22 protein-coding genes are annotated in these 23,622 nt (G+C 68.8%); 15 read left to right on the top strand and 7 right to left on the bottom strand.

The window, feature by feature from the left end:
- Positions 1-3 precede the first annotated feature (3 nt).
- The 5 genes from ACREEF_RS07770 to hemE form a co-directional block, all read right to left on the bottom strand.
- Entirely contained in the window at positions 4-243 is a 240-nt protein-coding gene (locus ACREEF_RS07770) for a DUF6489 family protein (RefSeq protein ID WP_431565022.1), read from the bottom strand.
- An 87-nt stretch (positions 244-330) separates the two neighbouring features.
- Complete coding sequence (rho, locus tag ACREEF_RS07765; RefSeq protein ID WP_431565021.1) at positions 331-1,818, bottom strand: transcription termination factor Rho; 1,488 nt, start codon at positions 1,816-1,818, stop codon at positions 331-333.
- Positions 1,819-2,083: 265 nt separating this feature from the next.
- Entirely contained in the window at positions 2,084-2,551 is a 468-nt protein-coding gene (locus ACREEF_RS07760) for a CopD family protein (protein ID WP_431565020.1), read from the bottom strand.
- An 18-nt stretch (positions 2,552-2,569) separates the two neighbouring features.
- A complete protein-coding gene (hemH, locus tag ACREEF_RS07755) occupies positions 2,570-3,634 on the bottom strand; it encodes a ferrochelatase (RefSeq protein WP_431565019.1) in 1,065 nt (354 codons plus the stop codon).
- A complete protein-coding gene (hemE, locus tag ACREEF_RS07750) occupies positions 3,631-4,665 on the bottom strand; it encodes a uroporphyrinogen decarboxylase (RefSeq protein WP_431565018.1) in 1,035 nt (344 codons plus the stop codon). The genes hemH and hemE overlap by 4 nt, the downstream gene beginning before the upstream one ends.
- Positions 4,666-5,168: 503 nt before the next feature.
- Between hemE and ACREEF_RS07745 the strand changes: the two genes are divergently transcribed.
- The 5 genes from ACREEF_RS07745 to dnaQ are packed head-to-tail and all read left to right on the top strand — an operon-like array spanning position 5,169 to position 8,838.
- Positions 5,169-6,038, top strand: a complete 870-nt coding sequence (locus ACREEF_RS07745) for a pyruvate, water dikinase regulatory protein (RefSeq protein ID WP_431565017.1) — start codon at positions 5,169-5,171, stop codon at positions 6,036-6,038.
- The gene (locus ACREEF_RS07740) at positions 6,035-6,631 is read left to right on the top strand and encodes a Maf family protein (protein WP_431565016.1); all 597 of its coding nucleotides are present in this window, start codon (positions 6,035-6,037) and stop codon (positions 6,629-6,631) included. Before ACREEF_RS07745 ends, ACREEF_RS07740 begins: the two co-directional genes overlap by 4 nt.
- 32 nt (positions 6,632-6,663) lie before the next feature.
- Complete coding sequence (locus tag ACREEF_RS07735; protein ID WP_431565042.1) at positions 6,664-7,461, top strand: shikimate dehydrogenase family protein; 798 nt, start codon at positions 6,664-6,666, stop codon at positions 7,459-7,461.
- Positions 7,458-8,072, top strand: a complete 615-nt coding sequence (coaE, locus tag ACREEF_RS07730; protein WP_431565015.1) for a dephospho-CoA kinase — start codon at positions 7,458-7,460, stop codon at positions 8,070-8,072. The genes ACREEF_RS07735 and coaE overlap by 4 nt, the downstream gene beginning before the upstream one ends.
- 43 nt (positions 8,073-8,115) lie before the next feature.
- The gene (gene dnaQ / locus ACREEF_RS07725) at positions 8,116-8,838 is read left to right on the top strand and encodes a DNA polymerase III subunit epsilon (protein WP_431565014.1); all 723 of its coding nucleotides are present in this window, start codon (positions 8,116-8,118) and stop codon (positions 8,836-8,838) included.
- Positions 8,839-8,950: 112 nt separating this feature from the next.
- Here dnaQ and secB read toward each other — a convergent pair whose 3' ends face one another.
- On the bottom strand, positions 8,951-9,472 hold the full coding sequence (gene secB / locus ACREEF_RS07720; RefSeq protein WP_431565013.1) for a protein-export chaperone SecB: 522 nt from the start codon (positions 9,470-9,472) through the stop codon (positions 8,951-8,953).
- Positions 9,473-9,696: 224 nt separating this feature from the next.
- Between secB and timA the strand changes: the two genes are divergently transcribed.
- From timA to ACREEF_RS07705, 3 genes are all read left to right on the top strand, one after another.
- Complete coding sequence (gene timA, locus ACREEF_RS07715; RefSeq protein ID WP_431565041.1) at positions 9,697-10,311, top strand: TIM44-related membrane protein TimA; 615 nt, start codon at positions 9,697-9,699, stop codon at positions 10,309-10,311.
- An 8-nt stretch (positions 10,312-10,319) separates the two neighbouring features.
- Entirely contained in the window at positions 10,320-11,441 is a 1,122-nt protein-coding gene (locus tag ACREEF_RS07710) for an MltA domain-containing protein (RefSeq protein WP_431565012.1), read from the top strand.
- 80 nt (positions 11,442-11,521) lie between these two features.
- Entirely contained in the window at positions 11,522-12,013 is a 492-nt protein-coding gene (locus ACREEF_RS07705; protein ID WP_431565011.1) for a DUF805 domain-containing protein, read from the top strand.
- A 33-nt stretch (positions 12,014-12,046) separates the two neighbouring features.
- Here the strand turns inward: ACREEF_RS07705 and ACREEF_RS07700 are convergent, their stop codons facing one another.
- On the bottom strand, positions 12,047-13,564 hold the full coding sequence (locus ACREEF_RS07700) for a helicase HerA-like domain-containing protein (RefSeq protein WP_431565010.1): 1,518 nt from the start codon (positions 13,562-13,564) through the stop codon (positions 12,047-12,049).
- 115 nt (positions 13,565-13,679) lie between these two features.
- On the opposite strand from ACREEF_RS07700, the gene ACREEF_RS07695 reads away from it, so the two are divergent.
- The 7 genes from ACREEF_RS07695 to tsaB all read left to right on the top strand — a co-directional run bounded on the left by ACREEF_RS07695 (position 13,680) and on the right by tsaB (position 23,457).
- Positions 13,680-14,837 (top strand): AI-2E family transporter, encoded by a 1,158-nt coding sequence (locus ACREEF_RS07695; RefSeq protein ID WP_431565009.1) that lies wholly within the window; start codon positions 13,680-13,682, stop codon positions 14,835-14,837.
- A 407-nt stretch (positions 14,838-15,244) separates the two neighbouring features.
- Positions 15,245-20,104 (top strand): NAD-glutamate dehydrogenase, encoded by a 4,860-nt coding sequence (locus ACREEF_RS07690; RefSeq protein WP_431565008.1) that lies wholly within the window; start codon positions 15,245-15,247, stop codon positions 20,102-20,104.
- Between the two features lie 232 nt (positions 20,105-20,336).
- Positions 20,337-20,804: a universal stress protein gene (locus ACREEF_RS07685; protein ID WP_431565007.1), complete on the top strand. Its 468-nt coding sequence runs from the start codon at positions 20,337-20,339 to the stop codon at positions 20,802-20,804.
- Positions 20,805-20,959: 155 nt separating this feature from the next.
- The gene (locus ACREEF_RS07680) at positions 20,960-21,517 is read left to right on the top strand and encodes a NifU family protein (protein ID WP_431565006.1); all 558 of its coding nucleotides are present in this window, start codon (positions 20,960-20,962) and stop codon (positions 21,515-21,517) included.
- A 181-nt stretch (positions 21,518-21,698) separates the two neighbouring features.
- Complete coding sequence (locus ACREEF_RS07675) at positions 21,699-22,295, top strand: helix-turn-helix transcriptional regulator (RefSeq protein WP_431565005.1); 597 nt, start codon at positions 21,699-21,701, stop codon at positions 22,293-22,295.
- 72 nt (positions 22,296-22,367) lie between these two features.
- Positions 22,368-22,736: a helix-turn-helix domain-containing protein gene (locus ACREEF_RS07670; protein WP_431565004.1), complete on the top strand. Its 369-nt coding sequence runs from the start codon at positions 22,368-22,370 to the stop codon at positions 22,734-22,736.
- 22 nt (positions 22,737-22,758) lie between these two features.
- Positions 22,759-23,457, top strand: coding sequence for a tRNA (adenosine(37)-N6)-threonylcarbamoyltransferase complex dimerization subunit type 1 TsaB (gene tsaB, locus ACREEF_RS07665; RefSeq protein WP_431565003.1), 699 nt, complete (start codon positions 22,759-22,761; stop codon positions 23,455-23,457).
- Positions 23,458-23,622: the final 165 nt, after the last annotated feature.

Genomic DNA, 23,622 nt, shown 5'->3' with positions numbered 1-23,622 from the left:
TCGTCAGCCCTTGGGTGCGCCCGTGACGGCGGCTTCCATCAGACGGCGGAACTGGTCCTGGGCCTGAACCCCGAACGACGTCCAGGTCTTCATCAGTTCGTCGGGCTGCATGGCCGACATGTTGGCGTCCATCCGCTTCTGCATCTCGGCCACCAGATGGTCGTTCAGCACGGTCACGTCCGGCAGACCGAGGAAGGCGCGGGCCTCGGCCGGGGTGCAGTCGATCTCGATGTTCAGCTTCATGACGTTCGCCTTTCAGCCGGGCGCATGTTTCACGTGAAACATGCCCTCAAGCAGCCGCCCGCCGCGCGGGCGGCGCCAGGGCCGGAATTATGTGTTCATGGACTGGAAGAAATCGCCGTTGTTCTTGGACTGGCGCATCTTGTCGAGCAGGAACTCAATCGCGTCCTGCGGGCCCATCGGGTTGAGGATACGACGCAGGACATAGGTCTTGGCCAGCTGGTCCTTCGGCGTGATGAGGTCTTCCTTGCGGGTGCCGGACTTGAGCACGTCGATGGCCGGGAAGATCCGCTTGTCGGCGACCTTGCGGTCCAGCACGATTTCCGAGTTACCCGTGCCCTTGAACTCTTCGAAGATGACCTCGTCCATGCGGCTGCCGGTGTCGATCAGGGCGGTGGCGATGATGGTCAGCGAGCCCCCCTGCTCCACGTTACGCGCGGCGCCGAAGAAGCGCTTGGGCCGTTGCAGGGCGTTGGCGTCGACACCACCGGTCAGCACCTTGCCCGACGACGGGACCGTGGCGTTGTAGGCGCGCCCCAGGCGGGTGATGGAGTCCAGCAGGATAACCACGTCCTTCTTGTGCTCGACCAGACGCTTGGCCTTTTCGATCACCATTTCGGCGACGGCGACGTGGCGGGTGGCCGGTTCGTCGAAGGTCGAGGCGACGACCTCGCCCTTCACCGTGCGCTGCATGTCGGTGACTTCTTCCGGGCGTTCGTCGATCAGCAGGACGATCAGGAAGACTTCCGGGTGGTTGCGCTCGATCGACTTGGCGATGTTCTGCAGCATGACCGTCTTACCCACGCGCGGCGGGGCGACGATCAGGCAGCGCTGGCCCTTGCCGAGCGGGGCGACGATGTCGATGACCCGGCCCGAGCGGTCCTTCAGCGTCGGGTCCTGGATTTCCATGTGCAGACGCTCTTCGGGATAGAGCGGCGTCAGGTTGTCGAACAGGACCTTGGTCTTGACCATCTCCGGATCTTCGAAGTTGATCGTGTCGACCTTGAGCAGGGCGAAGTAGCGCTCGCCCTCGCGCGGGCCGCGCACGGCGCCGTGCACCGTGTCGCCCGAGCGCAGGCCGAAGCGACGGATCTGCGACGGCGAGACGTAAACATCGTCCGGGCCCGGCAGATAATTGGCGTCGGGACTGCGCAGGAAGCCGAAGCCGTCCGGCAGGATCTCCAGCACGCCCGAGGCGATGATCTCGACCTCTTCGTCGGCCAGGGTCTTCAGGATGGCGAACAGCAGGTCCTGCTTGCGCAGGTTGCCGGCGTTCTCGATGTCCAGGCCCTCGGCGAAGGCGACCAGGTCTTCCGGCGTCTTCTCGTTCAGTTCCTGCAGGGTGATGCGGCCGTTGGGGACGATCGGCTCGCCGTCCTCGTCCTCGTCGTCGGCCGTGGTGTCGACGCCGGTGTCGTCGTTGACTATTTCAGCGACCGCTTCGATTTCGATTTCCGGTTCCGGCGCGGGCTCGACAGCGGCTTTGGAGCCGCCCAGCGTCAGCGTCTTGCGCGGACGTTCCGCAACAGTTTCAACCACTTCCGAGGAATGGTCGTTGTTTTCGGGCGTGTCGGTCATGGCGTGCTCGCTCGCGCGCTCGAACGCGAAGACACGTCGAGGGCGGTTCGTCTGTCGATGTCGCGGCCTTGCGGCCAGAGGGAGGGCGACGGGCTCCCGCAGGATCGATCCGGCAGGCGTCGCAAAAGAGAGGGACCGCCCTGCGACCTACGCCGAACGGTTCACGGCCAGCGGAACCACGAATGACCGGGCGCCGTCAAGCAAGGCGGTATCAGAAACACCAGCGCTCAAGCAGCAAGCGACCGCGTCGCGAGCGCTAGCGCCCTTAAAAGGTCCATTCCAGGGTCACCGACAGCACCATGATGATGGCCAGAAGGAAGGGAATCTCGTTGGTCATGCGCCAGAAGCGACCCGAGTATTTCGACGTCCCGGCGGCGATCTTCTTCCTCTGCCCGGCCAGGAAGCCATGCCAGGCGGCCAGCAGGAAGACGCCGGTCAGCTTGGTCGCCATCCAGGGCTGATGGACAAAGCTCCAGTCCGCGCCGTCCCCGCTGCGCAACCACAGCAGCCAGCCGCCGAAGACGAAGGCCAGGATCATGGCCGGATTGATGATGATGCGCAGCAGCCGTGTCTGCCACAGACGCAACAGGGCCTGCATTTCCCCGCGCAGCGGCTCGGGCTTGGCGTTCTGCTCGGCGTCATAGGCGAACAGGCGCGACAGGAAGAGCATGCCGGCCATCCAGGCGATCACCGCCAGGATGTGAAGCCCGCGGGCCAGATTGTAATAGTCCATGACGCACCCCTCGACCGGTCAGGCCGCCTTTGAACAACCGCCTGGACAGGCTTTCAAGTGGGCGCATGGTCCACCCTTGGACGCCCCCTGCGGCGCGACGCCGGAAGTCTCCAGCGCGGCTTCCACGGCCTCGGCCAAAGCAGCGATGAAGGTAGGCTCCACGCCGACAGCGGGCGCCCGAAGATAGGGGGCGCAGCCGACCGAGGCGGCCAGTTCGGCGTATTCGTGATCCAGCTCGACCAGGGTCTCGATGTGTTCGGAGACGAAGGCGATGGGCACGACCACGGCCCCGACCCCGTCCCGGCCCGCCTGTTCGACCGCCTGCGGCGTCGACGGCCCCAGCCATTTCAGCGGCCCGACCCGGCTCTGATAGCAGATGCCCCAGTCGGTCAGCCCCATGCGGGCGACGACGGCGGCGACGGTGGCCTCGACCTGGGCCTGATAGGGATCGCCGGCGGCGACCAGTTTTTCGGGAATGCCGTGGGCCGAGAACAGCACGCGCACAGGGCGGCCCTCGGCCTCGTCCATGGTCTCACGGATCAGCCGGGCCTGGGCCTCGATGAGGCCCTCAGCGTCGGGATAGCAGCAGACGGCGTGGACCTGGCCCGGCCCCTTGTAGGCCTCGCGCCAGGCCTTCAGCGACGACGCCGTCGTGGTGGTTGAGAACTGCGGATAGAGCGGCAGCAGGACCACGTGATCAGGCTGGAACTCGGCCACCGCCCGCGCCGTATCCTCGGTCAGCGGATGCCAGTAACGCATGGCGATGAAGACCTCGGTCTCATCCCCCGGCGCCGCGTCAGCCAGAGCCTCCGATAGCGCCGCTGCCTGCTTCAGCGTCTCGGGCAGCAGGGGCGAGCCCCCGCCCATCAGGGCGTAGTTGGCCTGGGCCGACTTCTCGCGACGCGAAGAGATCCACCGCGCCAGAGGCGTACGCACGATGCCCGGCAAGCCGATGATGGCCGGGTCGTTGAACAGGTTGAACAGGAAGGGTTTGACCGCGTCAGGCCCGTCCGGCCCGCCGAGATTGGTCAGCACCACGGCCACGCGCCGGTTGGGACGACTGCTCTCGGCGGCCTGGCTCATTGGGCGCCGATCCGACGCAGGACCTGCTCGACGTGGGCGATCGGCACGTCCGGCAGGATGCCGTGGCCCAGGTTGAAGATCCACGGCCCCTGGCCCCAGGCCTCCATCAGCTGATCGACGCGACGATCCAGCAACGGACCGCCCGCGCGCAGCAACAGGGGGTCGAGCGCGCCCTGGATCGGCTTGATGGCCTGGACGCGTTTGCCGACTTCGAGGGGACAGGCGGTGTCCAGCGCCACGGCCTGAACGTCGCACTGGGTCGCATAACGTTCCGCAAGCGCCGCAGAGCCTCTTGGGAAGCCGATGAGCGGTACGGTGACCCCCAGGGCGCGGGCGCGGGCCACAAGCGCCTGGTGAGGCTTCAGGACTAGGGTTTCGAACAGATCGTCGGGCAGGCCCTCGGCCCAGCTCTCGAAGATCTTCAGCACCTGGGCGCCGGCGTCCTGCTGCATCTTCAGATAATGGGCGGTGGCCTCGACCAGAACGTCCAGCAGGGCCGCGACCTTTTCGGGTTCGGCATAGGCATAGGTGCGAGCCGCAGCGCGTTCGCCCTTCATGATGGTGCGGGCCTCGCCGTCCAGCATATAGGTGGCCACGGTCCAGGGCGCCCCGGCGAACCCGATCAGGGCCCGTTCCGGCTCCAGTTCAGCGCGCACCAGGCTGAGGGTCTGGCCCACCGCCTTCAGGGCTTCCCCCGCCCCGGAAGCCAGCTCCCGCATCGACTCCACCGACGGCAGGGCGCCGAGGCGCGGGCCTTCGCCGGTTTCGAACCAGACCTTCTGTCCGAGGGCGCCCGGGATCAGCAGGATGTCGGCGAAGACGATGGCCGCGTCGAAGCCGAACCGGCGCATGGGCTGAAGCGTGGCCTCAGCCGCCATCTCCGGGTTCATGCAGAAGGCGATGAAGTCGGGCGCCTTGGCTCGCAGCTCGCGGTATTCCGGCAGGTAGCGCCCGGCCTGACGCATGAACCATACGGGGGGGCGGGTGAGAGTCTGGCCCTGGAGAGCCTGGATCAGAAGAGGAGTGCTCATGCCTTGGGCTTTAGGATGCACACCTCCAAGCCTCAATCCCTATTCAAGAATAAGAATTTGAAAGAATTGGAGGATGGAAGCAGGGGGCTGGATCGCGGGGATAGAATCCGATCCTCCCGTCGATCGACAGGCTTCTCCCCGATTTCGGCTGAACGAATCCGGCGGCCTCGGCCATGGTGTGTCGATTGCGGGGATAACCCGCTTGGGGCCCGGTATGACGGGAGTCCGATCTGGGCGCCGTTGTGGGAAAGGCGCCGGGCGCCAATTCTGGACAAGGCGCCTTATCCCCGGGTGAGGATAATTAAACGGCGCCTGTATGAACGACTCGAGGCGCCGTTCGGCCATCGGCGCCCGCGATCCCCGCTCGCGACAGGCGCGCGGCCTTGCTAGAGGATTCGGCGCCCAGTCGATGTCGAACGGCGCCCCGGCTTTTGCACAGGCTCCGGGGACAGAGTCCGACGGTATCCGCCCCAGGCGCCGAGGATGAGGAGACGATCAGAGCCATGAGCCCCGCCCGCGCCCCCGGATCGTCGCGCCTCGCCACCTATTTTCACGTCCACCTGGTCTCGGATTCGACCGGCGAGACCCTGAACGCCATGGCCAAGGCCGTGATCGCCCGTTTCGACGGCGTCATTCCCATCGAGCACATCTACGCCCTCGTCCGTTCGCCCAAACAGATGGAGCGGGTTCTGGAGGAGGTGGCGGGGGCGCCGGGCGTGGTTCTGCACACCCTGGTCGACCGCGAACTGCGCGAACAGCTGGAGGAAGGCTGCCGTCGGCTGCAGACGCCGCAGATCGGGGCGCTAGATCCTCTGGTCGGCGCCCTGTCGGGCTATCTGGGGACGAACATCTCGACCCGCGTCGGCGCCCAGCACGCCCTGGACCACGGCTATTTCAATCGCATCGGCGCCCTGGACTTCGCCATCGCCCACGACGACGGCCAGGGCACGCTGGATCAGCTGGAGCACGCCGACGTGGTTCTGTGCGGCGTCAGCCGGACGTCCAAGACCCCGACCTGCATCTATCTGGCCAATCGCGGCATCCGCGCCGCCAACGTGCCCCTGGTGCCGGGTCAGGAAGACGGCGAGCGGCTGACCCAGTTGAAAAATCCTCTGGTCGTCGGCCTGACCGTCGCGCCCGATCGGCTGGTGCAGATTCGCCGCAATCGTCTGGAGGGGCTGAACGCCAGCCGGGCCTCCAACTATGTCGACCATGACGCAGTGCGCGAGGAAACGGTCAAGGCGCGGCGCGCCTTCGAGCGGCGCGGCTGGCCGACCATCGACGTGACCCGTCGCTCGGTCGAGGAGACCGCGGCGGCCATCATCAACCTTCTGAGCGAGCGGCGGACGCATCGCGTGGGGACTGTCTGGTGAAAAACGACGCCGAACGGCTGATCCTGGCCTCCAAGAGCGCGGCGCGCCGCGCGATCCTGACCGAGGCGGGCGTGCCCTTCACGGTCCAGGTCGCCGACGTGGACGAGGACGCGCTGAAGACGCCGGGCGTCGACCCGGTCGAACTGGCGGTCGAACTGGCGCGGGCCAAGGCCCTGGCCGTGTCGCGCCACGACGCTGAGGCCTGGGTCCTGGGCGCCGATCAGACCCTGGCCTTCGACGGCGGCCTGGTCTCCAAGGCGCCGACGCTGGCGGCGGCGCGCGAACGCCTGGTCTCCATGCGCGGCCGCACTCATCAGCTGCATTCCGGCGCGGCCCTGGCCCGCAACGGCCAGGTGGTCTGGTCGGGCGTGGACACGGTCGAGATGAAGATGCGCGACTTCTCCGACGCCTTCCTCGACGCCTATCTGGCCGCCGAGGGCGAGGCGCTTCTGGCTTGTGTCGGCTCCTACCGTCTGGAGGGGTTGGGCTCGCAACTGTTCGAGGCGGTCGAGGGCGACTACTTCACCGTCCTGGGCCTGCCTTTGTGGCCGGTGCTGGCCGAACTGCGCCGCGCCGGAGTGATCCTGTCGTGAGCCCCTCCCCTAACCGCATCACGGGCGCGGCCATGCTGGCGGGCATCGCCGGTCAGCCGGTGGCCCATTCGCTCAGCCCCGTCATCCACAACGCCTGGCTGGAGGCGGGCCAAATCGACGGCGCCTATATGCCGTTCGCCCCCAGGGACGCCGCAGGCTTCGACGCCCTGATCGCCGCCGGTCGCGCGGGCCTGATTCAGGGGCTGAACGTCACCGCCCCCTTCAAGGAGCAGGCCTTCGCCCTGGCCGACGAGGCGAGCGCTGCAGCAAGAGCCACGGGTTCGGCCAATATCCTGGTGTTCGAGGACGGCCGCGTGCGCGCCGACAGTTCGGACGGCGTTGGGGTTCTCTACGCCCTGGCCGAACAGGCACCGGGCCTGAACCTGAAGGACGCGGTCGTGGTCATGCTGGGCGCCGGCGGGGCCGCGCGGGCGGGCGCGGGCGCCCTGATCGAGGCGGGGGCGAGCATCCGCATCCTCAACCGTTCACGCGACCGGGCCGAGGCCCTGGCCGCCGACTTGGGCCCGTCGGTCAGCGTCGCCGACGAGACCGCCCTGTCCTCGGCCGATCTGGTCGTCAACGCCCTGAGCGTTCCGCCGACCATCGACCTGTCGGCGCTGAAGCCGGGCGCCGTGGTCATGGACATGACCTACAAGCCTGTGGTCACCCCCTTCCTGGCGGCGGCGCGGGCGCGCGGTCTGACCACGGTGGATGGACTGGCCATGCTGATCGGCCAGGCGGCGCCCTCGTTCGAGGCCCTGTTCCGTCGGCCTCCTCCCCCGCTCGACCTGCGCGCCCTGCTGCTGGCCCATCTGGGAGAAGCGGGATGATTATCCTCGGCCTGACCGGCTCGATCGGCATGGGCAAGTCGACCACGGCGCAGATGTTCGCCGACGCAGGCGCCCTGCTGTGGGACGCCGACGCCGCCGTGCATCGCCTCTATGCGCGCGGCGGTGCGGCGGTCGGACCGCTGCACGAGGCCTTCCCCGGCGTGGTCGTCGACGGCACCGTGGATCGCGTCCGCCTGGCTGAGGCCCTGGGCCGCGACGAGGACGCCTTCCGCCGACTGGAGGCCATCGTTCATCCCTTGGTGGCGCAGGACCGCGCGCTGGATCTGGCGGCGGCGCGCGCCGAGGGCGTTCGGCTGGCAGTCCTGGACATCCCCCTGCTGTTCGAAACCGGCGGCGACGGGCTGGTCGACGCCGTGGTCGTGGTCACCGCCGATCCCGAGGTGCAGGCCGCGCGGGTTCTGGCCCGCCCCGGCATGACCCGCGAACGGCTGGACGCCATCCTGGCCCGCCAGACGCCGGACGCCGAGAAGCGCCGCCGCGCCGACTTCCTGGTCGATACCGGCCGGGGGCTGGACGCGGCGCGGGATCAGGTGCGGGAAATCGTGGGGACAGTCCTCGATCCGACGTGGATGCCGCCGCGTCGCGGCTGAGCCTGCTCTTTCGCCGGCGCGCGGCTTGTCCCATTAAGGGGGCATGGCCCGCGAAATCGTCCTCGACACCGAAACCACCGGATTCGATCCCAAGACGGGCGACCGTCTCATCGAAGTCGGCTGCATCGAGATCCACGACCTACTGCCGACGGGGCGGACCTTCCACCGTCTGGTCAATCCCGAACGACTGATTCCGCCGGACGCGATCCGCGTCCACGGCATCACCGACGACCACGTCAAGGACGCGCCCAGGTTCCATGAGATCGCGGCTGACCTGCTGGAGTTCATCGGCGACGCGCCCCTGATCGCGCACAACGCCAACTTCGACCGCAACTTCATCGACTTCGAATATAGCCGCATCGACCAGAAGCCGCCGCCGCAGGAGCGGTGGATCGATACGTTGCAGCTGGCGCAGAAGCGTTTTCCGGGGATGCCGAACTCGCTGGACGCCCTGTGCAAGCGCTTCAAGATCTCGCTGGTCGACCGCACCCTGCACGGGGCTCTGATCGACTCCCGCCTGCTGGCCGAGGTCTATCTGGAGCTGCGCGGCGGCAAGGAGCGGGCGCTGGACCTGACCTCGACCCGCAGCCCGCAGGCCATGGCGGCCGCCGCGACCGTCAGCCACGGCGCCCGGCCCAACCCCCTGCCCTTCCGCTCGACCGAGGCCGAACAGGCGGCGCATCTGGCCTTCCTGAAATCGACGCTGAAGGACCACAGCCTGTGGGCCCGATATGGCGTGACCGTCGAGGTCGAAGCCGCCAACTGAGGCGCCAAGAAAAACGGCCCGCCGCGATCGCGACGAGCCGTTTCCCAATCATCTGATTTTTCCGCTCAGGCAGCCCGTCGCCGCGCGACGGGCGTTAGCGGTCTTCTTTGTATCAAGCCTGGCCAGCGTCGGCCGGGCTGCTGGCGATCTGCTGCTGGCGGGCGACATAGATGGCGGCGAAGTCGATCGGGTCGACCATGAAGGGCGGATAGAAGCCGCCGTCCGACGTGGCCTGGGCGATGATCTGGCGCGCGAAGGGGAAGAGGTAGCGCGGGCATTCGATCAGCAGCAGGGGCTCGATGTCCTGGGGCGAAACGCCGCTCAGGGCGAACAGGCCGCCGTAGACGAGTTCCACGTGAAACACTGCGTTCTTGTCGTCGCCGGTCGCCTTGACCGACAGCTTCAGGTCGACTTCGAACAGGCCGTCGGGACGACCGGCGGCGTTCATCTCCACGCCCATGTCGATGGCCGGCTTGCCCTCGATGCGCAGGCTTTCCGGCGCGCGCGGGTTCTCGAAGGACAGGTCGCGGACGTACTGCGCCATGATGCGGAAGCCGGGGCCGCCGGGCTGGCCCTGCGTCGGCTCGGTCTGGCCGTTGGGGGCGGTGTCGGCGGGGGCGGTGGCGTCGGTCATGAAGGAAAGCCGTCAGTCTGAAAACGAGGGACGCCGGACCGCTCCGGGCCCGGGGTGAAGGGCCCGCGACTACCACGGCGAGGCTATTGGCCGCAACGGCGAGACCCGCGTTCTGAAGTCCCCTCGCCTTGCGCCGGGCGGGATCGCCCCCTAATCCTCACCATAACAGATGCGCGCCCGCCGAAACTCCCTGGGCGCGCGCCAATCAGGTGAAGCCCGTGCCCGTGCAATTCCAGATCGTCATGTTCGCCATCGCCGCCGCGGTGCTGCTGTTCGCGCTCTACAATGTGCTGGGTAAGAAGGTCGGTCGTCAGCCGCAGGAGGACGCCCGCCTGCCTCAGGCCGCGCCCATGGCCGGTCAGGCGCCCGCTGCGCTGACGCCCGGCGTCGACGCCGCCACGGCCGCCGCCGTCGCCGGGCTGAAGGCCCGCGACCCCGGCTTCGACCCCGCCCGATTCCTGGAAGGCGCGCGTCAAGCCTATGAGACCATCGTGCGCGGTTACGCCTCGGGCGACCGCGAGGCCCTGCGGCCTCTGCTGACCCCCTCGGTCATGACCTCGTTCGAGGCCGGCATCGCGGCGCGTGAAGCGCGCGGCGAGCGCGAACAGGCCGAGTTCCTGCATCCGCCCCGCGCCGACCTGGAGCTGGCCACGGTTCGCGATGACCGCGCCGTCGCCAAGGTCCGCTTCCTGGCCGAGATGCGCAGCGTCGTGACCCCCGCCACGGGCGAGCCCGCGACCGAGGAACGTCGCACCGCCGAACTCTGGACCTTCGAGCGCGCCCTGGGCGCCGCCGATCCCAACTGGGCCCTGGCCCGGGTCGAGCCGGCCAGCGCCTGATGCGCGCCGTGGCGCCCGTCCCGCCGCTCGCTCGGTCGGGCGCGGCCCGGTCGGGGACGAACAGGGCCGGCGTCCTGTCGCTTCTGCTGTTCGTCGCGGCCTGCGCCTCGACTCCGCCGATCGTTCCGCCGCCGACGTCGACCAGCCCTGGACCGGGTCCGGCGTCGCCGCCGACCTCGGTCGAAGGTCTCAGCCTCAGCGCCCTGCCTGGCTGGGCCGAGGAAGACCATCTGGCCGCCTTCGGGGCCTACGTCGCCGGCTGCGTCCGCGCCCGGGGCGGGGCGGCCGAGGTCGTCTGCGCCCGCGCCCGCGATCTGGCCTCAAGACGGCCGTCGCCTAGCGACGCTCGTGGCTTCCTCGAAACGAATTTCGTCGCGACCGAGGCCCGCACCGACGACGGCCGCGCCGGGCTGCTGACGGCCTATTTCGCGCCCGAGTATGCGGCGCGCCGCGTCCCCGACGACGAGTTCGACGCCCCGGTCCTCAGCCGCCCCGCCAACCTGTCCGAGGTCGGCGACCGCGCCGCCATCGAGGCCGGATCGGCCCAGTCGACGGCCCTGGCCTGGATGCGGGCCGAGGACCTCTTCTTCCTGCAGATCCAGGGTTCGGGGACCCTGACCTTCCCGGACGGCGCCCGCCTGCGCGCCGCCTACGCCGCCGACAACGGCAAGCCCTTCGTCGGCATCGCCCGGCCGATGGCCGAGCGCGGCCTGCTGCCCGCCAACGGAACCTCGGGCGACGCCATTCGCGGCTGGCTGTCCGCCCGTCGCGGGGCCGAGGCGCGCGCGGTGATGGCTCTGAACCCGCGCTACATCTTCTTCGGGGTCAGTCCCGACGACGGCAATGAGGCGACTGGCGCCGCCGGCGTCCCCCTGCCCGCCCGCCGCTCGGTGGCCGTGGACCCGTCGCGCTGGACCTATGGCGAGGCCGTCTGGATCGAGGCCGACGGCGGCAATCTGGTCGGCGCCCGAGCCAGCTATCGCGGCCTGGTCATGGCGCTCGACACCGGCTCGGCCATCCGCGGCCCCGTTCGCGCCGACCTCTATATCGGCCGGGGCGATGCGGCGGGCGCCGAAGCCGGCGCGGTGCGGCACCCGCTCAGGATGTGGCGGCTGACGCCGCGAGGTTGAGCAGTGGTCGTGAGATCAAAAGAACGTTGATCTCACGAGCTTAGGGTGCCCAAACTGCCTTCACTTTTGGGGAGGCTATTGTGATCAATATTTTTAGCCCTAGAGGCAGGATCGACCGACGAACGTATTTGGCGCTCGTGTTTCTTTGGCTCTTGGCGGTGGCGCTCTTACAGCCCTTCATTCTTGCTCTGCCCGATTTCACTTCGAGTGGCCGACTGCTCAATGAACTCTGGGATGGGAATGCGCGCGAATGGGGCGTTCAGGTAGATGCTTATGTTCACGCGGCTGGCAACCGCGTGATCAGGTATTCTGCTTATGGCTTCTTATGGTTGTCTGCACTCGCTTCTTTTCTCTGTCTGAGTGCTAAACGACTTCACGATCTAGGTCGGCCTGGCCGCTATGCTTGGATAGGGTTGCTGCCCTTCGTCGGCGCGCAAGCCCTATTCTACGTCCTCGTTTTCCTTCCCGGTGACGCGGGGGACAACCGATACGGAGCCTTCAGGCGAACGAAACAGCAGGCCAGCGCAGACCATCTTGCTGCCGCTGATGCTGGCTTAGTCTCAAAGGGGTAGCCGCCGCTTTCCAACCCCCATCGGACTTCACCCCTACCGCCGCTTCAGGCTGCCCAGCAGGCCGCGCATCAGTTCTCGGGTGATGGTGGTGCCGGCGGTGCGCAGGACGGACTTGGTCAGGGCCTCCATCGGGGTCTGGCGGGACGAGGCGCGGGGGCGCGGTGCGGCGCGTTCGCGCGCCGGGGCGGGCGCCGAGCGGGCGGCCTTTTCGGCGGCCTTGGCCTGGGCCTCGACGGCGGCGGTTTCGGCCTCGATGCGTTCGGCCTGGGCGCGGCGGGCCTTCAGCACTTCCTCGGCAGACTCGCGGTCGATGGTCGCGTCATAGGTTCCGCGCACGGGGCTGGCGGCCATGACGGCGGCGCGCTCGGGCTCGGTCGCGGGGCCCAGGCGCGAGTCCGGCGGACGGATCTTGGTCTGGGCCACCACGGTCGGGGCGCCCTTGTCGTCCAGGGTCGAGACCAGGGCCTCGCCCACCCCCAGAGCCTGAATGGCCTCGGCGGTGTCGAAGGCGGGGTTGGTGCGGAAGCTCTGGGCCGCGGCGCGCAGCCCCTTCTGCTCGGCGGGGGTGTAGGCGCGCAGGGCGTGCTGCACCCGGTTGCCCAGCTGGGCCAGGACGGTGTCGGGGATGTCCGCCGGGTTCTGGGTGACGAAATAGACCCCGACCCCCTTGGAGCGGATCAGGCGCACCACCTGCTCCACCTTCTCCAGCAGGCCCTTGGGCGCGTCGTTGAACAAAAGGTGGGCCTCGTCGAAGAAGAAGACCAGGCGCGGCTTCTCCGGGTCGCCGATCTCGGGCAGCTGTTCGAACAGTTCCGACAGCAGCCACAGCAGGAAGGCCGCATACAGACGCGGGCTGTTCATAAGCCGCGTGGAATCCAGCACGTTCACCTGACCCCGCCCGTCCAGCGAGGTGCGCATCATGTCCTCCAGCCGCAGGGCCGGTTCGCCGAAGAAGGCGGTCCCGCCCTGTTGCTCCAGCTGCAGCAGGGCGCGCTGGATGGCGGCGATCGAGGTGGGCGAGACATTGCCGACCTCGCGGCCGATGGTCTGGGCGTTCTCGCCGACATAGGCCAGCAGGCTGCGCAGGTCCTCGAGGTCCAGCAGCAGCAGGCCCTCCTTGTCGGCGACGTGGAAGGCGACGGTCAGCACCCCTTCCTGCACGTCGTTCAGCTCTAGCATCCGCGCCATCAGGACGGGGCCGATGTCGGTGACGGTGGCGCGCACCGGGTGGCCCTTCTGGCCGTACAGGTCCCAGAAGACGACCGGCGCCGCCTTGCCGGTCAGGCTCAGGCCCATCTTGCCGGCGCGCTCGCCGAACTTGGCGACATCGCCCGCCTGGCTGATGCCCGACAGGTCGCCCTTCACGTCGGCGCAGAAGACCGGCACCCCCGCGTCGGAAAAGCCCTGGGCCATGATCTGTAGCGTCACCGTCTTGCCGGTGCCCGTGGCGCCGGCCACCACCCCGTGGCGGTTGGCGCGCTTGAACAGCAGGTTCTCGGCGGCGCCCTCGAAGGACTGGCCGAGGAAGAGGGCGGCGGGGGCGTCGGTCATTCAGCGATCTCCAGCGTCTGTTCCCATGCTTATCCGACCGCGACGGGGCCGCAAGGCGGAACCGCGAGGCTTACAGCGATTGACGCTGCCCCCGCCGACCCCGACAGTCCCGCTCATGAAGCTCCCCATTACGGTTCCGACCTCCTCGGTCGCGCGCAACGCCCTGGTCCTGATCGCCGTCGTGGCGGGCGGGGCCGCCCTCTATTGGTTGAGGGACATCCTGACGCCCCTGGCCATGGCCATCTTCCTGATGATCATGATCGACGGGTTGAAGCGGGCCATCGAGCATCGCACGCCGATACCCGCCCGTTACGCCGGGGTTGCGGCCCTGATCCTGGTGGTGCTGGGCTTCCTGGCCTCGATCTGGATCATCGTCGACGGGGCGGCCGGATTCTTCACCGACGCCTCGGGCGCCTCGACCGGCATCGGGCCGCGTCTGGACCAGATCATCCGCGACGTCGCGACCTTGTTCGGCGTGATCAAGCCGCCGACCCTGAACGACCTGATCGCGGGCATCGACCTGCGCGGCTGGCTGACGCAGGCGGCGTTGCAGGCGCAGGGCGTGGCCTCGGGCGCCTTCTTCGTCATGGTCTATCTGGCTTTCCTGCTGGCCTCCCAGGCGGGCTTCAGGAAGAAGATCGTCGCCATGTTCCCGGACCGCGTCGCCCGCGACGAGGCGCTGGAGGTGTTCAATCGGGTCCGCGGCGGGGTCGAGGGCTATCTGTGGGTCCAGGCGGTCACCGGGGCCATGATCTGCGTCGTCGCCTGGGCCATGATGCGGGCGGTCGGGCTTCAGAACGCCGAGTTCTGGACCTTCGTCATCTTCATCGTCGGCTTCATCCCCGTGCTGGGCGGGGCCATCGCCGGCCTGGCCCCGCCCCTGTTCGCCCTGGTTCAGTTCGAGAGCTACTGGCCCGCCCTGATCCTGCTGATCGGGCTTCAGGCCCTGCTCTTCGTCATGGGCAACCTGGTCCAGCCGCGCATGCAGGGCGACAATCAGAACATCGACCCCGTGGTGGTCCTGCTGGCCCTGGCCCTGTGGGGCAAGATGTGGGGCGTGCCGGGGATGTTCCTGTCGACGCCGCTGGCGGTCATGGCCATGGCCGTCCTGGCCGAGTTCAAGGGCTCGCGCTGGATGGCGGTGCTGCTGTCGGGCGACGGCGAGCCCTATGCGCCGCGCAAACCCAAGGCCGAGGCCGCGGCCGGGAACGGCTGGTTCAGGCGGCTGGGGCGCGGCAAGCGGTCGCATGAAAAAGGCCCGGATGAAGCCTGATCCTGCCCTTGATCCGCCATATCTGGCGACTATCTACCCAATCAGACGACGCGGCCTCCCCTCCCCCTCCCGGCCGCGAAGTCCAGAGGACGGCGCCTCCCTCCCCCTCCTGGCGCCGGACCCGAGCAGGCCGTCGAGCGTTCGCGTTCGACGGCCTTGTTCGTTTCAGACCTCGGATTGTGGATGGGAGCTTGTCTGATCAGGGCGGAAAATGGGGCGCTTGTTGTCCTGATTGCGACCCTGGCGAGCAGATTTCGCCCAACACTGGGCCTCCGGCGCAACATGGTGCGCTGCACACTGAAATTCAGGGTCTTGGGCGCCTCAGGCGACCTAGCCAGTTCCGCCAGCGGCGCTAAGGTGCGGGCGCAATCCCTGCGGCCTCAGGCCGTGCTGTTCGAGACTTTCCCATGTCCGCCGCTCCGCGCACAGTTTCCGCCACGCCAGCAACTCTGGAGGCGCTGGAAGCGGCTTATGCGCGGATTGTCGACGGCCCGCCGGGCGCCGCTGAAAAGTCTTTCCTGGCCCAGGCCTTCGACGACTACGCTGCTGACGAGACGCCGGAACTGGGCGGCGACGACCTGGCCGCCCTGCTGGGTCTGGTCTGGCGCTCGGCCCAGGCCCGCAAGGCCGGCGAACCCGCTCGCGTTACGGTCGGCCCGCTGGCCGGCGCCGACGGCGCCCCGACCGGCTATGACAGCGTCCTGATCCTGCAGGACGACGCCCCCTTCCTGGTCGACAGCGTCCTGGGCGAACTGGCCGACGCCGGAGTCACCGTGCGCGCTCTGTTCCACCCGATCGCCGAGATCGAGACGGGCCGTCGCGACTCGCTGATCATCGTCGTCATCGACCCCCTGCCGCAGGAGCGCCGCGACGCCCTGGGCGAAGGCCTGGCCCAGGCCCTGGCCGACGTGCGCGCCGCCGTCAGTGATCACGCCGCCATGGTCCAGTCGATGCGCGACGCGGTCGAGCAGCTGGAGGCCTCGCCCCCCGCCGCCGTCGATCCCGCCGTGCTGGAAGAGAACATCGCCTTCCTGCGTTGGGCCAAGAGCGATCACTTCGTCTTCCTGGGCGCCCGCGACTATGCCTATCCGCGCAGCGCCGACGGCGGCTACGCCCCCGAGGCGCCGCTGGAGGTCTCCGATCAGGGCCTCGGCGTCCTGGGCGATCCCGCGCGCCGGGTGCTGCGCCGCGCCTCGGAGCCGGCGGTCCTGACCCAGGCCATGCAGCGCCAGCTGGACCTCAGCGAGCCGGTCACGGTGGCCAAGGCCAACATCCGCTCGCGCGTCCATCGCCGGGCCTACATGGACTACGTCGGGGTCAAGCGTTACGGCGCGGACGGCAAGGCCTCGGGCGAGACCCGTTTCGTCGGCCTGTTCACCGCCGAAGCCTATGACAAGATGGCCAAGGAAGTGCCGCTGATCCGGCGCAAGGCGGCCAACGCCCTGGAGCGCGCCGGCAAGGCCCCGGGCAGCCACAACTACAAGCGCCTGAAGAACATCCTCGAGAACTACCCGCGCGACGAGCTGTTCCAGATCAGCGAGGACGAGCTGCTGGAGACGGCGCTGGGCATTCTGCACCTCTATGACCGCCCGCGTATCCGCCTGTTCTCGCGTCGCGACCCGTTCGACCGGTTCGTCTCGGTGCTCTGCTTCATCCCGCGCGAGCGGTTCGAGGCCTCGGTGCGCGAGCGGATCGGCGGCATCCTGGCCAAGGCCTGGGGCGGCCGGGTCTCGGCCTGGTATCCGCAGCTGTCGGACCAGCCCCTGGTCCGCGTCCACTACATCATCGGCGTCGAGCCGGGCGCCCACCTGAACCCCGATCCCAAGGCGCTGGAGGCCGCGGTGGCCGAGGCCGGCCGCAGCTGGATGGACCGTTTCGAATCCGCCCTGCGCGCCGCTGACGTCGATGAAGTCGCCGTCGGCCCGACCAGCGCCAAGTGGGCCGAGGCCTACGGCGTCGCCTATCGCGACCGCTATGACGCCGCCGAAGCCGTGGCCGACCTGGAGCAGTTCGACCGCCTGAACGACGGCTCGGCCGGCGACGGCGTCCATTCCGAGCCGGTGGCGGTCCGCGCCTTCCGCACGGCCGACGAGACCTCGCTGCAGTTCCGCTTCAAGCTCTATCGTCGCGGCTCGGCCGTGCCGCTGTCCGACGTCCTGCCGCTTCTGGCCGACATGGGTCTGAAGACGCTCGAGGAATCGGACCACGTCATCCGTCCGATCGGCGACGCCCCCATCTATGTCCACGACTTCCTGCTGGAAGACCCGCGCGGCGAGGCCCTGACCTTCGCCGACATCAAGGCCCCGTTCGAGGCCGCCTTCTCGGCGGTCTGGACCGGTCGCACCGAGAGCGACGGCTTCAACCGTCTGGTGCTGGAGCTGGGCGTCGACTGGCGCGAGGCGGCCCTGATCCGCACCCTGGCCCGTTATCGCCAGCAGACCGGCCTGGACCCGTCGCAGGCGGTGCAGGAAGCGGCCCTGCGCGAATACCCGACCGTGGCGCGCGCCATCCTGTCGCTGTTCAAGGCCAGGTTCGATCCGGCCCACGGAGGCTCGGTCGCCGAACGCGAAGCCCTGGTCGCCGAGCTGAACGACAAGATCGTCGGCCTGCTGCAGGACGTGAAGAGCCTGGATCACGACCGGGTGCTGCGCCGCATCGCCCTGCTGATCGGCGCGATCAAGCGCACCAACTTCTATCAGGTCGACGCCGAGGGCCGGGCCAAGCCGCACATCTCCATCAAGATCGCCTCGCGCGAGCTTGAAGACCTGCCCCTGCCCAAGCCCTTCCGCGAGATCTTCGTCTGGGCCCCGCACATCGAGGGCGTCCACCTGCGCTTCGGCCCCGTTGCACGCGGCGGCCTGCGTTGGTCGGACCGTCGCGACGACTTCCGCACCGAGGTCCTGGGTCTGGTGAAGGCCCAGCAGGTCAAGAACTCGGTCATCGTGCCGGTCGGCTCCAAGGGCGGCTTCTATCCCAAGCAGCTGCCGGTCGGCGGCGACCGCGACGCGGTCCAGGCCGAAGCCATCCGCGCCTACAAGACCTTCCTGTCCGGCCTGCTGGACATCACCGACAACATCGTCGGCGAAGGCGCCCCGGTGCGCCCGGCCAATGTCATGGTCTGGGAAGGCGACGACCCCTATCTGGTCGTGGCCGCCGACAAGGGCACGGCGACCTTTTCGGACATCGCCAACGGCGTGAGCCAGTCCTACGGCTTCTGGCTGGACGACGCCTTCGCCTCGGGCGGCTCGGCCGGCTACGACCACAAGGAAATGGGCATCACGGCGCGCGGCGCCTGGGAAGCCGTCAAGCGTCACTTCCGCGAGATGGGCAAGGACATCCAGTCCGAGCCCTTCACCGTGGTCGGCGTGGGCGACATGTCCGGCGACGTCTTCGGCAACGGCATGCTGCTGTCCAAGGCGATCAAGCTGGTCGCGGCCTTCGATCACCGCGACATCTTCATCGACCCCAACCCGGACACGGCCAAGTCCTTCGCCGAGCGTCAGCGTCTGTTCGAGACCCCGCGCACCAGCTGGCAGGACTATGACAAGAGCCTGATCTCGCAAGGCGGCGGCGTCTTCTCGCGCTCGGCCAAGACCATCGCCCTGACGCCGCAGATCAAGGAACTGCTGGACATCGAGGCGGACACGGTCGACCCGACTGCGCTGATGCAGGCCATCCTGAAGGCGCGCGCCGAGCTGCTCTACTTCGGCGGCATCGGCACCTACATCAAGGGCGCGGGCGAGACCAACGCCCAGGCCGGCGACAAGGCCAACGACGCCATCCGCATCAACGGCGGCGAGGTCCGGGCCATGGTGCTCGGCGAAGGCGCCAACCTGGGCGCCACCCAGCTGGGCCGCATCGAGGCGGCGCGCGCGGGCATGCGTCTGAACACGGACGCCATCGACAACTCGGCGGGCGTGGACTCCTCCGACCACGAGGTGAACATCAAGATCCTCACCGGCGGGGCCATCGCCTCGGGCCACCTCAAGGCCGAGGACCGCAACGCCCTGCTGAAGTCGATGACCGACGAGGTCGGCCTCAAGGTCCTGGCCCACAACTACGACCAGACCCTGGCCCTGACCCTGCAACAGGCCGAGGGCGCCGAGGCCCTGGACGCCCAGCAGGCCTTCATGCAGCACCTGACCGCCATCGGTAAGCTGAACCGCGCGGTGGAATACCTGCCCGACGACGCCCGCATGGCCGAGATGAAGCTGCAGGGCGCGGCCCTGACCCGTCCCGAACTGGCGGTGCTGACGGCCTATTCCAAGCTGGAGCTGTTCGACGAGATCGTCGGCTCCTCGGCCCCGGACGACGCCTTCTTCGAGCGCCTGCTGGTCCACTACTTCCCGGCCCCGCTGGCGAAGTTTGAGGAGGACATGAAGGGCCACCGCCTGCGTCGCGACATTATCGCCACCGTGCTGTCGAACGAGATCGTCAACATGGCCGGCGCGACCTTCCCCGACCGCCTGCGCGCGGCGGCGGAATGCGACACCGCCGCCATGGTCACGGCCTTCGAGACCGCGCGTCAGGTCTTCCGCCTGGATCAGGCCTGGAAGGCGGTCTCGGCTCTGGATCTGAAGATCCCGGCCGCGGCCCAGACGGCCCTCTATCAGGAGATCGCCAAGGTCCTGCGTCGCCAGACCTACTGGCTGGCGCGTCGCGCCGCGCGCACGGAAACGACGGTCGGCGGCATGATCGCCGCCTATCAGCCGGCCGCCGACGCCCTGCGCGCCGCCGGTTCCGAGGTGCTGTCGCGCTTCGAGCAGCGTCAGTACGAAGCCCGCGTGGCGACCTTCGTCGGCCTGGGCGCGCCGGAAGACCTGGCGCGCGACATCGCCCTGTTGCGGCCCATGGTGGCCACGGCGGACATCGGCGATCTGGCCAATGAGCTGGGCTGGAGCGCCCCGGCCATGGCGCGTCTCTATCACCAGGTGGGCGCCGCCTTCGACTTCGACCGTCTGCGGGCGGCGGCGGGTTCGGTGCCTTCGGCCGATCACTTCGACCGGCTGGCGGTGCGTCGTCTGATCCAGGACCTGATGACCGAGCAGCAGCAGCTGACCCGCGCCGTGGCCAAGGCTTCGGCCGAGGCGGTCGGCGCCGGCGAGAAAAGCGCGGAACAGGCGGTCGACGCCTGGATCGGCGCCCGCCTGCCCCAGGTTGAAACCCTGCGCGCTTCGGTCGACGAGATCGAGGCTTCGGGCTCGGGTTGGACCTTCGCCAAACTGACCATCGCCAACGGCGCTATTCGCGAAGTGTTGGGAAGCTAACGCTTCCCAAGGCGCTATCGCGAGCGACGCGGTCGCTCGCTGCTTGAGCGAGTCTTGGCGCTACGCTCGGCTCGCGGAGCCTCGCTGCTTGAGCGCATGATCACGCGCTTCGGCGTCAGTTCAGGGCCCGCTCGTTTCGTCGTTCGCGGCGAGGCGGGCGGGCCTTGGCGTTTGGGGCGGCTTGGCGTTAGGTGGTCGCCGTTGTTCAGAGATCCGCAAGGCCGGAAGACCCATGCCCAGGAAGTTTCTCGTCGTTGTCGACGACAGTCCCGAGTTCGGCGCGGCCCTCGGCTACGCCGCGCGTCGAGCCAAATCGACTGGCGGTCGTGTGGTCCTGCTGCGCGCCCTGCCCGGCGGGTCCGACGAACACTGGTCCGGCGTCCGCGACGAAATCCGTCGCCAGCAACGCGAAGAGGCCGAGGCCCTTCTGACCCGCATCGGCGAGGAGGCCGCCGCGAAGTCCGGCTCCGCCCCGGTCTTCATCATCGAGGAAGGCGAACCCCAGGGCGCCATCCGCAAGACCGTCGGCGCCGACCCCGACATCAAGATCCTGGTGCTGGCGGCGGGCTCGGGCTCGCGCGGTCCGGGGCCCCTGGTCTCGGCGGTGCTGAAATCGGGCGGCGCCTTCACCGGCCGCAAGCTGCCCGTGACCATCGTCCCCGGCGAACTGACCGAAGCCGACATCGAAGATCTGGCCTGATTTAAGAGGTCGCTAACGCAAGCCGCGCGGCGGCTTGCTGCTTGAGCGTCGCCACCGCTCGGCTCGCGGAGCCTCGCTGCTTGAGCGACGATTTGCGCGTCAGGCGCTGCGCCTGAGGTCTTGAAGAAGACGCTCAGGGGGCGCATCTCCCGGCCATGTTCATCCAGACCGAACCCACGCCGAACCCCAATGTCCTGAAATTCCTGCCGGGCCGCGGCGTGGCGCCGGAAGGCGTGCTGGAATATCGCACCATCGACGAGGCCGCGGCCTCGCCCCTGGCCGAGGCCCTGTTCCAGTTGGAAGGCGTCGAGGGCGTCTTCTTCGGCGCCGACTACGTCTCGGTCACGCGCGGCGTTCAGGCCCCGGACTGGAGCGCGATGAAGGCCCCGATCCTGTCGGTCATCATGGATCACTTCGTCTCGGGCGCGCCGCTGACGCGCGGCGTCGCGGCGTCGGGCGAGGACGCCGGCGAGGACACGGAGATTATCGCCGAGATCAAGGGCCTGCTGGACAGCCGCATCCGTCCGGCGGTCGCCCAGGACGGCGGCGATATCCTGTTCGACCACTTTGACGAAGAAACCGGCGTCCTGCGCCTGCGCATGCGCGGCGCCTGCTCGGGCTGCCCCTCCTCCTCGGCCACCCTGAAGGCGGGCGTGGAGCAGATGATGCGCCACTACATTCCCGAAGTGACCAGCGTCGAGCAGGTGATTTAAGTAGCGCTATCGCTCGCCGCGCGGCGGCTCGCTGTTTGAGCGCGCGCGGAGCGCCAGGCCGCGTCGGGTCGGGAGGTCCCGAAGGACCGACGATCGCGGCCCACTATGAAGCACCGCGGCCCACTAAGATGTTTCACATGAAACACTATCGTCCGAACGGGCCGTGGGGCATGATCGCCGCATGGCCCGTTTCACTTCCGACGATGACGCCGGGGCCGAGGGCCGCGCTCTCGGCGAAGCCCTGTCCGCCCTGCGCCGCGAACGCGGCCTGAGCCAGGCCGAGGCCGGTCAGAGGATCGGCATGACCAGCCAGGGCTGGGGCCTGTACGAGGCCGGCAAACGGCCCGGCCTGTTCCGCCCCGACGTGCAGCGCCGCCTGACCGGGGCCCTGGACGCCACGCCCGAGGATTTGGCGCTTCTGGTCGGCGCCGCCCCTGCCCCGCAGCCCAAGCCCGTGTCTGACGGGCTTCAGGCGCGCGGTCGCGCCTTCGAATCCCCGCCCGTCAGCGAGCGGCGGCGGCTGCAGTTGTCGACCGATGACCTGGCGCCCTGGGCCGCAGCCGGGACGGTGCTCGAGTACGCTCCGGGGCGCTGGCCGCGCCGAGATCAGGGCTGCGTCATCGAAATGGACGACGGCAGTCTGCGGGCGCGCCTCTATGTGCGGTCCGACGAGACGGAACTGGTCGTGCGCGGGGCGGGCGCCTTGTTGACCATCGAGCGGATTCCGCGCGCCCGCGCCAGAGCGGTCGGCGCGGTCGTCGCTCGGCTGGATGAGTAATGAAACGAAACAGTTGTGTTTCATGCGGTGTTGTGAAACTCTTCAGGCGTCATCGTCAGGGAGACGCCGCCCATGCCTCGCCGCACTCAGGATATCGACGCCGCCGTGGGCTTGCGCATGGCCGCGCGGCGTTCGGCCCTGGGCCTGTCGCAGACGGCCCTGGCCGTCCAACTGGGCGTCAGCTTCCAGCAGGTTCAGAAATACGAAAAGGGCGCCAACCGCGTCTCTGCCTCGCGCCTGCACCAGGTGGCGACGGCCTTGGGCTGTTCGGTGGCCGACTTCTTCCCCGTGCGGGCGGACGCGGTGGATCCGGCGGCCGGTTTGCGCGACCTGACGGCGACGGCGGACGGACGCGCTTTGGCGGAGGCCTTTCCGCGCATCAGCGACCCGGCGCTGCGTCACGCCGTGACGCGGGTGGTCGAGGCGCTGGCGTCGGCCTGACCGCCCCGATAGGAAGGCCGCGATGAGAGTTCTGATCGTGGATACGGCGCTGGGCGCCTGCTCGGCCTGCGTGGTCGAAGACGGGCGCCTGCTGGGCGTGCGCTCCGAACTGATGGCCAAGGGCCATCAGGAACGGCTGGCGGGCATGGTCCGCGACGCTGTGGCCGATGCGGCCAAGGAAGCCGGCGGCGGCTTCGAGGCGCTGGACCGGATCGGCGTCACCGTCGGGCCGGGCTCCTTCACCGGCTTGCGCGTCGGTCTGGCCTTCGCCCAGGGCCTGGGCGCGGCCTTGGACCGGCCGGTGATCGGCCTGTCGACGCTGGACAGCCTGGCTGTCTCGATCAAGCCGGCGGGACTGGTGGCCGCCGTCATCGACGCCCGCCGGGGTCAGGTCTATGCGCGGCTGTTCCGCGACGGCCGTCCGCTGGGCCAACCGGAAGCCCTGTCGTTGGAGGCGGCGGCCGATCGCATCTTCCATGCCGCCGCCGGGGCGCCGCCGATCCTGGTCGGGTCGGGCGGTCCGGTCCTGGCCGAGGCCTTCCCCGAGCGTCTGGGCGCGGCCGTCCTCGCCCGCCTGCCCGCCCCCTCGCCCGAGGCCCTGGCCTATATGACCGCCGTGGTCGATCCGGCGACGGCGCCGCCGCGCCCCCTCTATCTGCGTGCGCCCGACGCCACGCCGCCCAGCCGACTGCCGGGGCAGCCGCGCCCCCAAGCATCGTGACCGACGCCCTCGTCGCCATCCACGCCGAGGCGTTCGAGACGCCGTGGGACGCGGCCAGCCTGTCGGCCCTGCTGGCCTCGCCCGGCGTGTTTGCGGTGGAGGAGGCGGACGGCTTCATCCTGATCCGCGTCGTCGCCGACGAGGCCGAAATCCTGACCCTGGCCG

The sequence above is a fragment of the Brevundimonas sp. genome, assembly GCF_050729455.1.
GTDB lineage: Bacteria > Pseudomonadota > Alphaproteobacteria > Caulobacterales > Caulobacteraceae > Brevundimonas.
This window is presented reverse-complemented; position numbering and strand designations above follow the sequence as displayed.

What these genes read in the sequence shown, in the direction of transcription:
- hemH (WP_431565019.1), bottom strand. Translation starts at nt 3,634, where the DNA reads ATGAGCCAGGCCGCCGAGAGCAGTCGTCCCAACCGGCGCGTGGCCGTG.
- ACREEF_RS07675 (WP_431565005.1), top strand. Translation starts at nt 21,699, where the DNA reads ATGGCCCGTTTCACTTCCGACGATGACGCCGGGGCCGAGGGCCGCGCT.
- ACREEF_RS07760 (WP_431565020.1), bottom strand. Translation starts at nt 2,551, where the DNA reads ATGGACTATTACAATCTGGCCCGCGGGCTTCACATCCTGGCGGTGATC.
- secB (WP_431565013.1), bottom strand. Translation starts at nt 9,472, where the DNA reads ATGACCGACGCCACCGCCCCCGCCGACACCGCCCCCAACGGCCAGACC.
- tsaB (WP_431565003.1), top strand. Translation starts at nt 22,759, where the DNA reads ATGAGAGTTCTGATCGTGGATACGGCGCTGGGCGCCTGCTCGGCCTGC.
- ACREEF_RS07745 (WP_431565017.1), top strand. Translation starts at nt 5,169, where the DNA reads ATGAGCCCCGCCCGCGCCCCCGGATCGTCGCGCCTCGCCACCTATTTT.
- dnaQ (WP_431565014.1), top strand. Translation starts at nt 8,116, where the DNA reads ATGGCCCGCGAAATCGTCCTCGACACCGAAACCACCGGATTCGATCCC.
- ACREEF_RS07695 (WP_431565009.1), top strand. Translation starts at nt 13,680, where the DNA reads ATGAAGCTCCCCATTACGGTTCCGACCTCCTCGGTCGCGCGCAACGCC.
- ACREEF_RS07685 (WP_431565007.1), top strand. Translation starts at nt 20,337, where the DNA reads ATGCCCAGGAAGTTTCTCGTCGTTGTCGACGACAGTCCCGAGTTCGGC.
- rho (WP_431565021.1), bottom strand. Translation starts at nt 1,818, where the DNA reads ATGACCGACACGCCCGAAAACAACGACCATTCCTCGGAAGTGGTTGAA.
- hemE (WP_431565018.1), bottom strand. Translation starts at nt 4,665, where the DNA reads ATGAGCACTCCTCTTCTGATCCAGGCTCTCCAGGGCCAGACTCTCACC.
- ACREEF_RS07670 (WP_431565004.1), top strand. Translation starts at nt 22,368, where the DNA reads ATGCCTCGCCGCACTCAGGATATCGACGCCGCCGTGGGCTTGCGCATG.
- ACREEF_RS07680 (WP_431565006.1), top strand. Translation starts at nt 20,960, where the DNA reads ATGTTCATCCAGACCGAACCCACGCCGAACCCCAATGTCCTGAAATTC.
- ACREEF_RS07700 (WP_431565010.1), bottom strand. Translation starts at nt 13,564, where the DNA reads ATGACCGACGCCCCCGCCGCCCTCTTCCTCGGCCAGTCCTTCGAGGGC.
- ACREEF_RS07735 (WP_431565042.1), top strand. Translation starts at nt 6,664, where the DNA reads ATGCTGGCGGGCATCGCCGGTCAGCCGGTGGCCCATTCGCTCAGCCCC.
- ACREEF_RS07690 (WP_431565008.1), top strand. Translation starts at nt 15,245, where the DNA reads ATGTCCGCCGCTCCGCGCACAGTTTCCGCCACGCCAGCAACTCTGGAG.
- ACREEF_RS07770 (WP_431565022.1), bottom strand. Translation starts at nt 243, where the DNA reads ATGAAGCTGAACATCGAGATCGACTGCACCCCGGCCGAGGCCCGCGCC.
- coaE (WP_431565015.1), top strand. Translation starts at nt 7,458, where the DNA reads ATGATTATCCTCGGCCTGACCGGCTCGATCGGCATGGGCAAGTCGACC.